General features: G+C 55.2%; 13 protein-coding genes. 9 read left to right on the forward strand and 4 right to left on the reverse strand.

Annotated features, from left to right (window positions below):
* Positions 1–49 precede the first annotated feature (49 nt).
* Together ACE15A_RS04005 and ACE15A_RS04010 are read left to right on the forward strand one after the other, a co-directional pair.
* The gene (locus ACE15A_RS04005) at positions 50–1,123 is read left to right on the forward strand and encodes a patatin family protein (protein WP_053509864.1); all 1,074 of its coding nucleotides are present in this window, start codon (positions 50–52) and stop codon (positions 1,121–1,123) included.
* Entirely contained in the window at positions 1,120–1,893 is a 774-nt protein-coding gene (locus tag ACE15A_RS04010) for a metal-dependent hydrolase (RefSeq protein ID WP_053509866.1), read from the forward strand. The genes ACE15A_RS04005 and ACE15A_RS04010 overlap by 4 nt, the downstream gene beginning before the upstream one ends.
* A 32-nt stretch (positions 1,894–1,925) precedes the next feature.
* Here ACE15A_RS04010 and ACE15A_RS04015 read toward each other — a convergent pair whose 3' ends face one another.
* Together ACE15A_RS04015 and ACE15A_RS04020 are read right to left on the reverse strand one after the other, a co-directional pair.
* On the reverse strand, positions 1,926–2,789 hold the full coding sequence (locus tag ACE15A_RS04015) for a YjjW family glycine radical enzyme activase (RefSeq protein WP_023245599.1): 864 nt from the start codon (positions 2,787–2,789) through the stop codon (positions 1,926–1,928).
* Positions 2,761–4,311, reverse strand: coding sequence for a YjjI family glycine radical enzyme (locus ACE15A_RS04020; protein ID WP_053509868.1), 1,551 nt, complete (start codon positions 4,309–4,311; stop codon positions 2,761–2,763). Before ACE15A_RS04020 ends, ACE15A_RS04015 begins: the two co-directional genes overlap by 29 nt.
* A 259-nt stretch (positions 4,312–4,570) precedes the next feature.
* Here ACE15A_RS04020 and deoC point away from each other — a divergent pair, with 259 nt between their 5' ends.
* The 4 genes from deoC to deoD all read left to right on the forward strand — a co-directional run bounded on the left by deoC (position 4,571) and on the right by deoD (position 8,925).
* The gene (gene deoC, locus ACE15A_RS04025) at positions 4,571–5,350 is read left to right on the forward strand and encodes a deoxyribose-phosphate aldolase (RefSeq protein ID WP_053509922.1); all 780 of its coding nucleotides are present in this window, start codon (positions 4,571–4,573) and stop codon (positions 5,348–5,350) included.
* 122 nt (positions 5,351–5,472) lie between these two features.
* Complete coding sequence (gene deoA, locus ACE15A_RS04030; protein WP_000477846.1) at positions 5,473–6,795, forward strand: thymidine phosphorylase; 1,323 nt, start codon at positions 5,473–5,475, stop codon at positions 6,793–6,795.
* Between the two features lie 51 nt (positions 6,796–6,846).
* On the forward strand, positions 6,847–8,070 hold the full coding sequence (gene deoB, locus ACE15A_RS04035) for a phosphopentomutase (protein ID WP_000816451.1): 1,224 nt from the start codon (positions 6,847–6,849) through the stop codon (positions 8,068–8,070).
* Between the two features lie 135 nt (positions 8,071–8,205).
* Entirely contained in the window at positions 8,206–8,925 is a 720-nt protein-coding gene (deoD, locus tag ACE15A_RS04040; RefSeq protein WP_023245603.1) for a purine-nucleoside phosphorylase, read from the forward strand.
* An 84-nt stretch (positions 8,926–9,009) separates the two neighbouring features.
* Here deoD and lplA read toward each other — a convergent pair whose 3' ends face one another.
* A complete protein-coding gene (gene lplA, locus ACE15A_RS04045) occupies positions 9,010–10,026 on the reverse strand; it encodes a lipoate--protein ligase LplA (RefSeq protein ID WP_053509870.1) in 1,017 nt (338 codons plus the stop codon).
* 33 nt (positions 10,027–10,059) lie between these two features.
* Positions 10,060–10,704 (reverse strand): YtjB family periplasmic protein, encoded by a 645-nt coding sequence (locus tag ACE15A_RS04050; RefSeq protein ID WP_000090066.1) that lies wholly within the window; start codon positions 10,702–10,704, stop codon positions 10,060–10,062.
* Between the two features lie 116 nt (positions 10,705–10,820).
* On the opposite strand from ACE15A_RS04050, the gene serB reads away from it, so the two are divergent.
* From serB to nadR, 3 genes are all read left to right on the forward strand, one after another.
* A complete protein-coding gene (serB, locus tag ACE15A_RS04055) occupies positions 10,821–11,789 on the forward strand; it encodes a phosphoserine phosphatase (RefSeq protein WP_053509872.1) in 969 nt (322 codons plus the stop codon).
* Positions 11,790–11,880: 91 nt separating this feature from the next.
* Positions 11,881–13,263 carry a DNA repair protein RadA gene (gene radA / locus ACE15A_RS04060; RefSeq protein WP_023245606.1) on the forward strand — a complete coding sequence of 461 codons (1,383 nt, stop codon included), beginning with the start codon at positions 11,881–11,883 and terminating at the stop codon, positions 13,261–13,263.
* Positions 13,264–13,365: 102 nt separating this feature from the next.
* Positions 13,366–14,598 carry a multifunctional transcriptional regulator/nicotinamide-nucleotide adenylyltransferase/ribosylnicotinamide kinase NadR gene (gene nadR, locus ACE15A_RS04065; protein WP_023245607.1) on the forward strand — a complete coding sequence of 411 codons (1,233 nt, stop codon included), beginning with the start codon at positions 13,366–13,368 and terminating at the stop codon, positions 14,596–14,598.
* Positions 14,599–14,645: the final 47 nt, after the last annotated feature.

Genomic DNA, 14,645 nt, shown 5'->3' on the forward strand with positions numbered 1-14,645 from the left:
TTTTGCGTTACCTTGTCATCCTGAAAAAATGAAAAACAGGAAGGCAGAGGTGGGCCAGCGAATACCGGTTACGCTCGGCAATATTGCGCCGTTATCATTAACACCGTTCCGGCCAGGCCATATGGCGCTGGTCTGCGAGGGCGGGGGGCAGCGGGGCATCTTTACCGCAGGCGTGCTGGATGAGTTTATGCGTGCGCAGTTTAATCCTTTCCATCTCTACTTCGGCACATCAGCCGGTGCGCAAAATCTCTCGGCGTATCTTTGCAACCAGCCCGGCTACGGGCGTAAAGTCATTATGCGCTATACCACCAGGCGCGAATTTTTTGATCCGCTGCGATTTGTACGTGGCGGAAACCTTATCGACCTCGACTGGCTGGTGGAATCCACTTCCGCCCGGATGCCGCTGCAGATGGATACCGCAGCGCGCCTGTTCGACAGCGGAAAATCCTTTTATATGTGCGCCTGCCGGGGGGATGATTACACGCCGGGCTATTTCTCGCCGACAAAACAAAACTGGCTTGATATCATTCGCGCCTCCAGCGCCATACCGGGTTTCTACCGTACTGGCGTTGCGTTAGAGGGCATCAACTATCTGGACGGTGGCATTAGCGATGCCATTCCGGTTCAGGAAGCGGCAAAGCGGGGCGCGAAAACCATTGTGGTGATCCGCACCGTACCGTCGCAAATGTATTACACGCCGCAGTGGTTTAAGCGTATGGAGCGCTGGCTGGGAGAGAGCAGTCTACAGCCGTTGGTCAATCTGGTGCAGCATCATGAAACGTCCTACAGCGCGATCCAACAATTTATTGAAAAGCCGCCGGGTAAGCTGCGGATCATTGAAATTTATCCGCCGAAACCGCTGCACAGCATGGCGCTGGGCAGCCGTATCCCGGCGCTGCGTGAGGATTACAAAACCGGGCGATTATGCGGGCGTTATTTCCTTGCCACCGTTGGTAAATTGCTTGCCGCAACGCCGCCACTGCTGCGTCATACGTCGCGGATTGCCGTGCCGGAAACGGTGGTCGTGCCTCCGGCACCGGTGGCCAATGATACGCATGTGGCGGAGGTAATTAGCGCACCGCAGGCAAACGATACCACATTTACCGACGAGGATCTGGCGTGAGCTGGCGCTTTATCGATACGCACTGCCATTTTGATTTCCCGCCCTTTACTGGCGATGAGCGCGCCAGTATTCAGCGTGCCTGTGAGGCGGGAGTTGAAAAAATCATCGTGCCGGCGACCGAGGCGGCTCACTTTCCCCGCGTGCTGGCGCTGGCGGCGCGTTTTCCGTCGCTTTATGCTGCGCTGGGATTGCACCCTATTGTGATTGAGCGTCATGCCGATGACGATCCTGATAAGCTGCAACAGGCGCTGGCGCAACGACAGAACGTCGTGGCGGTAGGCGAGATCGGTCTCGATCTTTATCGCGACGATCCGCAGTTCGCCAGGCAAGAGCGATTTTTAGACGCGCAACTGCAACTGGCAAAGCTCTACGATTTGCCGGTAATCCTGCATTCGCGGCGCACGCATGACAAACTGGCGATGCACTTAAAGCGCCAGGAGCTGCCGCGAACCGGCGTGGTGCATGGTTTTGCCGGCAGTCTGCAACAGGCCGAAAGTTTTGTGCGACTGGGCTATAAAATCGGCGTCGGCGGCACCATCACCTACCCGCGCGCCAGTAAAACCCGTGATGTCATGGCGCGGTTGCCGCTGGACGCGCTGTTGCTGGAAACCGATGCGCCGGATATGCCGCTAAAGGGTTTTCAGGGGCAGCCGAATCGCCCGGAGCAGGCGGCGCGCGTGTTTGATGTGCTTTGCGAATTACGTCCGGAGCCCGCAGAGGTGATAGCTGATGCGTTGTATCGCAATACTGTTACCTTGTTTCGGCTCTGATGGCATCCCAGCCGCCATCCGACAAGTCATGCTTACAAATATAACGCCGGCAAAATCAGCTTCGCCACCCCACGCGCGCGCAATCCGTCAGCCAGCCGTTCCACCTCTTGCGGCGTCGCGCCTGGCCAGGCTTTTGCTTCGCCATAGACGCCATGCGCATGAAAGGCATTCAAACGCACCGGAACCTCGCCCAGCGAAGTAATAAACGCTGCCAGTGAATCGATATGCGCCGCATAGTCCACCTGATCCGGGATAACCAGCAACCGCAGCTCCGCCAGTTTTCCCCGCGCAGCAAGAAAGCGGATACTGTGCTTAATACGCGCGTTATCACGCCCGGTCAGACGGTGATGACACTCACTCTTCCAGGCTTTCAGATCGAGCATTACGCCGTCGCAAACCGGCAGTAGTTTTTGCCAGCCGGTCTCGCTTAACTGACCATTACTGTCCACCAGACAGGTCAACCGTTGTAACAGCGGATCGGCTTTGATCGCCGTGAACAGCGCCACAATAAACGGTAATTGCGTGGTTGCCTCTCCGCCGCTGACGGTAATACCTTCAATAAACATCGATGCTTTACGAATATGACGCAGCACATCGTCAACGCTCATGGTCTGCGCCATTGGCGTTGCCTGCTGTGGGCACATTTTCAGGCAGGTATCACATTGCTCGCAGACGTCCGACCGCCATACCACTTTCCCGCCATCAACGCCGAGGGCGTGGTGGGGACACTGCGATACGCATTCCCCGCAGTCGTTACAGCGTCCCATCGTCCACGGGTTATGGCAATTCTTGCAGCGCAAATTGCAGCCCTGTAAGAATAATGCCAGGCGGCTGCCCGGCCCATCGACGCAGGAAAACGCAATGATCTTACTGACTAAAGCGCATCTGTTGTTCATGGCTGACTACGCGTGGCTGTCGTTCCAGGATACGGGTATTACGTGCGGCTTCTTCCCCCAGCCAGGTGGTATTGGTGCGCGAGCCTCCGGCGCGAAATTTCGTCAGATCCGACAGGCGCACCATATAACCGGTGACGCGCACCAGATCGTTGCCACTCACATTGGCGGTAAATTCCCGCATCCCGGCTTTAAACGCGCCAAGACAAAGCTGGACCAGCGCCTGCGGATTACGCTTGATGGTTTCGTCCAGCGTCAGAATGTCGCTGATCCCGGCATGATAAAAGGCGTGATGCGGCGCGACGGTTTGCAAATGGGTGATAGGGTCCGGTTCATCGCCATATGGCAGACGCGCGCCCGGCGTGGTGCCGATATCGGAACTGATGCCAGACTGGGCATGGAGCAGCGCCCGTTGCTTCCAGCCATACTTCACTGGCGTATTTTCGACAAAATCCGCCAGTTGGGCGCTAATACGGTAGCCCAGCTCGTTCGCCGTTTCATTCTTGCCGTAACGGGCGTTCAGGCCCGCGTTTTCGCACAGCAGGTTCACGGCTTCCGCCAGCCCGTACATACCGAACATTGGCGCAAAACGTTCGGGATCGATCAGACCTTCCTGTACAAGAAAGCTATTCTCAAAGAAATGTGACTTTTCATAAAGGAATTCACATCGTGAATTAATGATAGCGATCTGCTGTCGGCAGTAGTGCGGTAGCGTGCGTGAAAAGAAGTCATCGACAGACGTACTGCGTTCTGCCACAGCTTTCAGGTTGAGACGTACCAGCGTACTGCCGCCGCCGGCAAGCGGTAGCGAGTTATAACAACTGACGATGCCATAATGGCCTTTTGTGAAAATTTTATCATTTACCGGGCCGTTGGAAATGTGTGGCTTACTGCATTCGCAAATGTTTTTGGCGACCTCCAGCAGCAGATCGTCTGGCGTAATTTCCGCATCATAGATAAACGTCAGGTTAGGCGCTACCTGCTTTAGCTCGGCATCGGCGCGCAAAATCGCTCGTGTGACAGGCGTATCGGCAGGGCCAATATTGGCATGCATAAAGGCGTCTGGCAGCGTTCTGTCGAGATAACGCCAGAAACGTTTTATTCGAATATCGATCTCATTTTGTGTTAGAATTCTAACATACGGTTGCAGCAACGCATCAAGCTGACCGAGATAAACCGGCATGGACGTCACGGAAGGAACGTGATGATACAGAATGGTGAGTAGGGATAACGCATCATCCAGATCTTTCGCGCCTTCCAGTTCCAGCCACTGTGAACCGTTAGCCAGAAAACGGGCGTAATCGGGCAACACGTAGCGCGGTTTGAAGGGGGCGTGCCCCTCAAACATATCGCAAATGACGCCTTCATCCAGCGCCTGGCGGGCATCTTCCGGCAGGGCGGGATAAGGCAGGGCGTTTTCAGCTTCCAGCGCCAGAAAATGGCGTTTTTGTTCAGGCGTGAGCACCGGGCTGGTCACAATTTGCTGGCAACGCTGCTGGAGCGCAGTTTCGCATGAGGCAGGCATCTTCGTTTCCTCTTTATGCCGGGACAATGCGCTATTGTAGAAAATGGCGGCAAAACGACTTTGATCCTGATGCGCTTATCGCCCGGAGAACAGGCGATGATAGGTAAATAATTTGATTCAGATCTCATTACAGTAATGCAAATTTGTACGTAGTTTTCATTAACTGTGATGTATATCGAAGTGTAATCGCGAGTGAATGTTAGAATACTAACAGACTCGCAAGGTGAAATTTTATACGGCAATGCCGTTGGAGAATGTCATGACTGATTTAAAAGCAAGCAGCCTGCGTGCGCTCAAACTGATGGATCTGACCACTCTGAACGATGACGACACCAATGAAAAAGTGATCGCTTTGTGTCATCAGGCAAAAACTCCGGTCGGGAACACGGCGGCGATTTGTATTTACCCACGTTTCATCCCGATTGCACGTAAGACTCTGAAAGAGCAAGGCACGCCGGACATCCGCATTGCAACGGTGACTAACTTCCCGCATGGCAATGATGACATCGATATTGCGCTGGCGGAAACCCGCGCGGCAATCGCCTACGGCGCCGATGAAGTGGACGTGGTATTCCCGTACCGCGCGTTGATGGCGGGTAACGAGCAGGTGGGTTTTGGCCTGGTGAAAGCCTGTAAAGACGCGTGTGCCGCAGCGAACGTATTGCTTAAAGTGATCATCGAAACCGGCGAGCTGAAAGAAGAGGCGCTGATTCGTAAAGCGTCTGAAATTTCCATTAAAGCGGGTGCAGACTTTATTAAAACGTCTACCGGTAAAGTGCCAGTGAACGCCACGCCGGAAAGCGCGCGTATCATGATGGAAGTGATCCGTGATATGGGCGTGGAAAAAACCGTAGGTTTCAAACCGGCGGGCGGCGTACGTACAGCGGAAGACGCGCAGAAGTTCCTCGCGATTGCAGACGAACTGTTTGGCGCTGACTGGGCAGATTCTCGTCACTACCGCTTTGGCGCTTCCAGCCTGCTGGCAAGCCTGCTGAAAGCGCTGGGTCACGGCGACGGTAAGAGCGCCAGCAGCTATTAATTGTTGCCTCTTCTTTTGTAGGCCGGGTAAGCGTAGCGCCACCCGGCAAGTGGGTTTGATGCCGGATGCGCCTGAATCCGGCCTAAAGCCGGCCTTCTACTCTTTTCCCTCAGGAGGGTATCGTGTTTCTCGCACAAGAAATTATTCGTAAAAAGCGTGATGGTCATGCGTTGAGTGACGAAGAAATTCGTTTCTTTATCAACGGTATTCGTGACAACACTATCTCGGAAGGACAGATTGCCGCCCTGGCGATGACCATCTTCTTCCACGATATGACCATGCCGGAGCGCGTTTCGCTGACCATGGCGATGCGGGATTCCGGTACTGTTCTTGACTGGAAAAGCCTGAATCTCAATGGCCCGATTGTCGATAAGCATTCGACCGGCGGCGTGGGGGACGTGACGTCTCTAATGCTGGGGCCAATGGTAGCGGCCTGCGGCGGCTATGTGCCGATGATCTCCGGTCGCGGCCTCGGACATACCGGCGGTACACTCGATAAACTGGAAGCGATCCCGGGCTTCGATATCTTCCCGGACGACAACCGTTTCCGCGAAATTATTCAAGACGTGGGTGTGGCGATTATTGGGCAAACCAGCTCGCTTGCACCGGCGGACAAACGTTTTTACGCCACCCGCGATATTACCGCGACGGTGGACTCTATTCCGCTGATCACCGGTTCCATCCTCGCCAAAAAACTGGCTGAAGGGCTGGATGCGCTGGTGATGGACGTAAAAGTCGGCAGCGGCGCGTTTATGCCGACCTATGAACTCTCGGAAGCGCTGGCTGAAGCGATTGTCGGCGTGGCGAACGGCGCGGGAGTTCGCACCACGGCGTTGTTAACCGACATGAACCAGGTGCTGGCTTCGAGCGCGGGTAACGCGGTGGAAGTGCGCGAAGCGGTGCAGTTCCTGACTGGCGAGTACCGCAATCCGCGCTTGTTTGACGTCACTATGGCGCTGTGCGTGGAGATGCTGATCTCCGGTCAGCTTGCTAAAGATGATGCGCAAGCGCGGGCGAAATTACAGGCGGTGCTGGATAACGGTAAAGCGGCAGAGGTCTTTGGTCGTATGGTGGCAGCGCAGAAAGGCCCGAGCGATTTCGTTGAGAACTACGATAAATACCTGCCGACCGCCATGTTGAGCAAAGCGGTATATGCTGATACCGAAGGGTTTATCAGCGCGATGGATACGCGTGCGCTGGGAATGGCGGTCGTCTCGATGGGCGGCGGTCGTCGCCAGGCGTCAGACACTATTGATTACAGCGTCGGTTTTACCGATATGGCGCGTCTGGGCGACAGCATTGATGGACAGCGCCCGCTGGCAGTGATTCATGCCAAAGACGAAGCCAGTTGGCAGGAAGCGGCGAAGGCCGTCAAAGCGGCAATTATCCTTGACGATAAAGCGCCAGCAAGCACACCTTCGGTCTATCGTCGAATTACTGAATAGTTGTATACTGATCTGATCAATTATTTTTGAAGCACTAAGTACGGAGAAAATATGAAACGTGCATTTATTATGGTGCTGGACTCATTCGGCATCGGCGCTACTGAAGACGCGGATCGTTTTGGCGACGTAGGTTCCGACACGCTGGGCCACATCGCAGAAGCTTGTGCCAAAGGCGAAGCTGACAATGGCCGTAAAGGCCCGCTGAATCTGCCTAACCTGACTCGTCTGGGGCTGGTGAAAGCGCATGAAGGTTCTACCGGTAAAATTGCCGCAGGTATGGACGGCAACGCGGACGTCATTGGCGCATACGCATGGGCGCACGAACTGTCTTCCGGCAAAGATACGCCGTCCGGCCACTGGGAAATCGCTGGCGTGCCGGTGCTGTTCGACTGGGGTTATTTCAGCGATCACGAAAACAGCTTCCCGCAGGAGCTGCTGGATAAGCTGGTGAAACGCGCCAACCTGCCGGGCTATCTCGGTAACTGCCACTCATCCGGGACCGTTATTCTGGACAAACTGGGCGAAGAGCACATGAAAACCGGCAAGCCGATTTTCTATACCTCCGCTGACTCCGTGTTCCAGATTGCCTGCCACGAAGAGACCTTTGGCCTGGATAAACTCTACGAGCTGTGCGAAATCGCCCGTGAGGAGCTGACCGAAGGCGGCTACAACATTGGCCGTGTGATCGCGCGTCCGTTTATCGGCGACAAGGCCGGTAACTTCCAGCGTACCGGCAACCGTCACGACCTGGCCGTAGAACCGCCAGCGCCGACCGTGTTGCAGAAACTGGTCGATGAAAAACAGGGCCATGTGGTGTCCGTGGGTAAGATTGCCGACATCTACGCCAACTGCGGTATCACCAAAAAAGTGAAAGCGACCGGTCTGGATGCGCTGTTCGACGCCACCCTCAAAGAGATGAAAGAGGCGGGCGATAAAACCATCGTCTTCACTAACTTCGTTGACTTCGACTCCTCCTGGGGGCACCGTCGCGATGTTGCGGGCTATGCTGCGGGACTGGAACTGTTTGACCGTCGTCTGCCGGAATTGATGGAGTTGGTGGGGGAGGATGACATTCTGATCCTGACCGCTGACCACGGCTGCGATCCGACCTGGACCGGTACGGACCACACCCGCGAGCACATTCCGGTGCTGATCTACGGCCCGAAAGTGAAACCAGGCTCGCTGGGCCACCGTGAAACCTTTGCGGATATCGGCCAGACGCTGGCGACCTACTTTGGCACATCGCCAATGGAATACGGTAAAAACATGCTTTAAAACCGTGTTGCAACCTGTAGGCCTGATAAGGCATCGCCGCCATCAGGCGCTCGCTATGAATATATTGCCGGATGGCGCTACGCTTATCCGGCCTACGCCTGGTAAAGGTGTTTGATTAATTAAAAGGAAATAATAATGGCTACCCCACATATTAATGCAGAAATGGGCGATTTCGCTGACGTCGTTTTGATGCCGGGCGACCCGCTGCGTGCGAAACATATTGCGGAAACGTTCCTTGAAGACGTGCGTGAAGTGAACAACGTGCGCGGCATGTTAGGTTTCACCGGGACTTACAAAGGCCGCAAGATCTCCGTGATGGGCCACGGTATGGGCATTCCATCCTGCTCTATCTATACCAAAGAGCTGATCACCGATTTCGGCGTCAAGAAAATTATTCGCGTCGGCTCCTGCGGCGCAGTGCGTATGGACGTTAAACTGCGTGACGTGGTTATTGGCATGGGCGCCTGCACCGATTCCAAAGTGAATCGTATTCGTTTTAAAGATCACGATTTCGCAGCGATTGCCGATTTCGGCATGGTACGTAATGCGGTAGACGCAGCGAAAGCGCTGGGCGTTGACGCACGCGTCGGTAATCTGTTCTCCGCCGATCTGTTCTACTCTCCGGACGGTGAAATGTTCGACGTGATGGAAAAATACGGCATTCTGGGCGTGGAAATGGAAGCGGCGGGCATCTACGGCGTTGCCGCGGAATTTGGCGCGAAAGCGTTGACTATCTGCACCGTGTCCGACCATATCCGTACTCACGAACAGACTACGGCCGCTGAACGTCAGACCACCTTCAACGACATGATCAAAATCGCGCTGGAATCCGTTCTGCTGGGCGATAAAGAGTAAGGGCTGTTGGGCCGGGTGGCGGCTTCGCCTGACCCGGCCTACGGTTTTGGAGGCCCGCTAAGCGCAGCGCCAGCGGGCTTTTTATTAGCGCACTGCCAGTGCAATCCACGCCGATAATTCGCGCAACTCTTTTTCCTGTTCCGGGAAGTCAACCCGTAGCGCACTACACACCTGTTGCAGTACCTCCGCGCGGTATTGACAGCCCTGTAACCTCTCCGCCAGTGCTTCCAGCGGTGCCGGGTTCAGACTGTCGGTAAAAATTTGCGCACGGGTAATATGGCCTTTCTCGACGTCGAAATGCAGCTCTATTCCACCCCAGGTGAAGCGTTCATCCAGCAGATGTGAAAAGGCGGGCGCCTGACCGAAATTCCACTCCCAACTACTTTGACGGGCGAATGTCTCCGCAAAGTTGGGCAGATCCGGCGTGTTGTCCGGTGAGATCACTTCCGCCTCGACGCGTTCGCCATAATGCGCGAAAAAAGCTTCCGTGACCGCGGCGCATACTCGCTCATGGGTGATGCCCGGCAGCAGTTCGGTAAGATTCGCGACGCGTGAACGCACAGAGGTAATGCCTTTGGCGGCCAGCTTTTTCTTGTCCGGATTGAGATAGTTCGCCAGACGGCTAAGATCGGCGTTCAGCAACAGCGTACCGTGATGAAAGCCGCGATCTTTGGTTTCTCGATAGGCGGAACCGGAGACTTTGCGGTCGCCTTCGGCGGTTTTCACCACCAGATCGTTACGCCCGGAGGCTTCTGCCGTGACGCCCAGCGAATTCAGCGCCGCGAGCACAATATGGGTGGAGATGGTTTTATCGTATTCCGGTTTACCGGCCATAAAGGTAAAGCAGGTATTGCCGAGGTCATGGAATACCGCGCCGCCGCCGCTGCTACGGCGAGCCAGACGGACGTTATCTTCTTCCATACGACGCGTATTACACTCTTTCCACGGGTTTTGCGCGCGTCCAATGACCACCGTATCCGCGTTGCGCCACAGGAACAGCACGCGCTGGGTGGCAGGCATCTGGCGGAAAATGCACTCTTCTACCGCCAGGTTAAACCAGGGGTCGTAAGAGTCAGAAATAAGCAGGCGTAACGTTGTCATGGTGGTTTTCCTTACCTTTATTAAGCCGTCATTTTACTCTTTTTTCTCATGCTCTTCCTCTTCCGGAACAGGCTTGCTGGCTGTTAACAGAAAGGGTGACTGCTGCCAGCGGGTGCGTTTACCCTGCAACAACGTGCGTGTCAGCACCACGCCTATCGCCAGCGAAAGCAGCAGCATCAGGCGCAAAATGTTGGTGGTGTTATCCACCTGTTTCGCTTCGGTCGCCAGCGTATGGGTATCCAGCGTCAGACGCAGGTAGCCCAAGGGGCCGTTTTTCCCCTGGATAGGCTCGACAATTTGTTGGTTAAAATAGCTGCCCGCTTTTTTGCCATCCAGCGCCAGCCTGTCGCGCACGTTGACGCTTTCGCCAGCGCGAGTAATAAGATCGCCCTGTTCATCATAGACGCCGGCATCCAGAATACGGCTCTCTTGCGTGAGCTGACGCAGCACGGCGTTGATGCGATTTTCATCCGGTGTTTCGCTGCGCATCAGCGGGGCGATGTTGAGCGTCACCTGGCGCGCCAGCGTGCGGGCCAGCTCTTCCAACTGCGGGTTGCGCTGTCGCTGGTGGTTTTGACTAAACCATGAAGCGCCCTGCATGAGCGCGACGAGCAGTGTGAGACAGAACAATACAATGACTGCACGATGCAGCCGAAATTTCAGTTTTGCGCGAGCCATATTCCACCTGCTGAAAATTTGAGGCTTAATGTTGCCAGAAGCGATGGTTACAAGGTAGCCTCATGCGTTATTTTCCGCGGGGCGGTTACCGGCCTGAACGATTTACAGGAGCTTTAATGCCTAACATTACCTGGTGCGATTTGCCTGAAGATGTCTCTTTATGGCCTGGTTTGCCTCTTTCTTTAAGCGGCGACGAGGTGATGCCTCTGGATTACCACGCAGGCCGCAGCGGTTGGCTGCTGTATGGGCGCGGGCTGGATAAGCAGCGTTTAACCCAATATCAGACCAAACTGGGCGCCGCAATGGTGATTGTCGCCGCCTGGTGCGTGGAGGATTATCAGGTTATTCGCCTGGCGGGGTCGCTGACGCCGCGTGCGACGCGGCTGGCGCATGAGGCACAGTTGGATGTCGCGCCGCTGGGTAAAATTCCGCATCTGCGCACGCCTGGGCTGCTGGTGATGGATATGGATTCCACGGCGATCCAGATTGAGTGTATCGATGAAATCGCTAAGCTGGCCGGTACCGGAGAGAAGGTGGCTGAAGTCACCGAGCGTGCGATGCGCGGCGAGCTTGATTTTACCGCCAGCCTACGCAGCCGCGTGGCGACGCTGAAAGGCGCGGATGCCGATATTTTGCGCCAGGTGCGCGAGAATCTACCGCTAATGCCAGGATTAACACAGTTGGTGCTAAAACTGGAAACGCTCGGCTGGAAAGTCGCTATCGCGTCCGGCGGCTTCACTTTCTTCGCCGACTATCTGCGTGACAAGCTACGCCTGACGGCGGCGGTCGCCAACGAGCTGGAGATCATGGACGGTAAATTTACCGGTCATGTTATCGGCGATATTGTAGACGCCGAGTATAAAGCCAATACCTTGCTTCGTTTGGTGCAAGAGCATGACATCCCGCTGGCGCAGACGGTGGCGATTGGCGATGGCGCTAACGATCTGCCAATGATCAAAGCGGCAGGATTAGGAATTGCTTTCCATGCCAAGCCAAAAGTAAACGAAAAGACGGAGATTACAATCCGTCACGCTGACCTGATGGGCGTGTTTTGCATTCTCTCCGGCAGCATGAACCAGAAATAATGACATTGCCGGATGGGGCGTTCATTTTGTAGGTCGGCTAAGACGTGTTAGCGTCGTTATCCGGCAAACGTGTTAACGAAAGAGGTATATCGTGGCGAAAGCTCCCAAACGCGCCTTTGTCTGTAATGAATGTGGTGCCGATTACCCACGCTGGCAGGGGCAGTGCAGCGCCTGTCATGCCTGGAACACCATCACGGAAATGCGTGTTGCCGCATCGCCCACTGTCGCCCGTAACGAACGTCTGAGCGGATACGCCGGCAGTGCGGGCGTATCAAAAGTCCAGAAACTGTCTGATATCAGTCTTGAGGCGCTGCCGCGTTTTTCTACCGGTTTCAAGGAGTTTGACCGCGTACTGGGGGGCGGCGTAGTGCCCGGCAGCGCCATTTTGATCGGCGGTAATCCCGGCGCGGGCAAATCAACATTGCTGCTGCAAACGCTGTGTAAACTCGCCGAGCAGATGAAAACGCTCTACGTCACCGGCGAAGAGTCGCTTCAGCAGGTGGCAATGCGCGCGCACCGTCTCGGCCTGCCGACGGCGAATCTGAATATGCTGTCCGAAACCAGTATTGAGCAGATCTGCCTGATTGCGGAAGAAGAGCAGCCGAAGCTAATGGTTATCGACTCCATACAGGTGATGCATATGGCGGACATCCAGTCGTCGCCGGGCAGCGTTGCCCAGGTCCGCGAAACGGCAGCCTACCTGACGCGCTTCGCCAAAACGCGCGGCGTGGCGATCGTGATGGTTGGCCACGTCACCAAAGACGGGTCGCTGGCGGGGCCGAAAGTCCTGGAACACTGTATCGACTGCTCTGTGCTGCTCGACGGCGACGCCGATTCTCGTTTCCGTACTCTGCGCAGCCATAAAAACCGCTTTGGCGCAGTCAATGAGCTGGGCGTCTTTGCCATGACCGAACAGGGGTTGCGCGAAGTGAGCAATCCGTCCGCCATCTTTTTAAGCCGCGGCGATGAGGTCACTTCCGGCAGTTCAGTGATGGTGGTCTGGGAAGGTACGCGACCCTTGCTGGTGGAGATTCAGGCGCTGGTCGATCACTCGATGATGGCGAATCCCAGACGCGTGGCGGTCGGTCTGGAACAAAACCGTCTGGCAATCCTGCTGGCGGTGCTGCACCGACACGGCGGTCTGCAAATGTCGGATCAGGACGTCTTCGTCAACGTGGTCGGCGGCGTGAAAGTCACCGAAACCAGCGCGGATCTGGCTTTACTGCTGGCGATGGTCTCCAGCCTGCGTGACAGGCCGTTGCCGCAGGATCTGGTGGTGTTTGGCGAAGTGGGGCTGGCAGGCGAGATTCGTCCGGTGCCGAGCGGGCAGGAGCGTATTTCCGAGGCGGCGAAACACGGTTTTCGTCGGGCGATTGTGCCTGCCGCCAACGTACCGAAAAAGCCGCCGGAAGGAATGCAGGTGTTCGGCGTTAAAAAGCTTGCAGATGCGTTAAGCGTCTTTGACGACTTATAATAATCTGTATGTGTTTGATGTAGGCCATCAGGCGTAGCGTTGCCGGATGGCGACGCCGGAGCGTCTTATCCGGCCTACGATCTTTTTTTGCAGGAGGCTCTTGTGTCATCGTTCGACTATCTCAAAACCGCGATTAAGCAGCAAGGTTGCACTCTGCAACAGGTGGCTGACGCCAGCGGTATGACCAAGGGGTATCTGAGTCAGTTACTTAACGCCAAAATCAAAAGTCCCAGCGCGCAAAAACTGGAGGCGCTGCACCGTTTCCTCGGGCTGGAGTTTCCCCGCCAGCAGAAAAACATTGGCGTGGTGTTCGGTAAATTTTATCCACTGCATACCGGACACATCTATTTGATCCAGCGCGCCTGTAGCCAGGTGGATGAGTTGCACATCATTATGGGATATGACGATACGCGCGATCGCGGACTGTTTGAGGATAGCGCCATGTCGCAGCAGCCCACCGTGTCGGATCGCCTGCGCTGGTTGCTGCAAACCTTCAAATACCAAAAAAATATTCGTATCCACGCCTTTAATGAAGAGGGGATGGAGCCTTACCCGCATGGCTGGGACGTCTGGAGCAACGGCATTAAAGCGTTTATGGCAGAGAAGGGAATACAGCCGAGCTGGATCTACACTTCCGAAGAGGCCGATGCGCCGCAGTACCTTGAGCATTTAGGGATTGAGACGGTACTGGTCGATCCTGAACGCACATTTATGAATATCAGCGGGGCGCAAATCCGCGAAAATCCGTTTCGTTACTGGGAATATATTCCGACCGAAGTGAAGCCGTTTTTCGTGCGTACCGTCGCTATTCTGGGCGGGGAATCAAGCGGCAAGTCTACGCTGGTCAATAAGCTCGCCAATATTTTTAATACCACCAGCGCCTGGGAATATGGCCGCGACTATGTCTTTTCGCATTTGGGCGGCGATGAGATGGCGTTACAATATTCCGACTACGATAAAATCGCGCTGGGTCATGCGCAATATATTGATTTTGCAGTGAAATATGCTAACAAAGTGGCGTTCATCGATACCGACTTCGTCACCACCCAGGCATTTTGCAAAAAATACGAAGGGCGTGAGCATCCGTTTGTCCAGGCGCTGATTGACGAATATCGCTTCGACCTGGTGATTTTGCTGGAGAACAATACGCCGTGGGTAGCTGACGGACTGCGAAGCCTGGGCAGTTCAGTGGATCGCAAAGCATTCCAGAGCCTGTTGGTCGAGATGCTGAAAGAGAACAACATTGAGTTTGTTCACGTTAAAGAGGCTGATTACGATGGCCGCTTCTTGCGCTGCGTGGAGCTGGTGAAAGAGATGATGGGGGAGCAGGGATAAACTTTTTGCCCGATGGCGCTTGCGCTTATCGGGCCTGGCATAGGCCG

The sequence above is a fragment of the Salmonella sp. HY31 genome (genome assembly GCF_042604575.1).
Classification (GTDB): domain Bacteria; phylum Pseudomonadota; class Gammaproteobacteria; order Enterobacterales; family Enterobacteriaceae; genus Salmonella; species Salmonella diarizonae.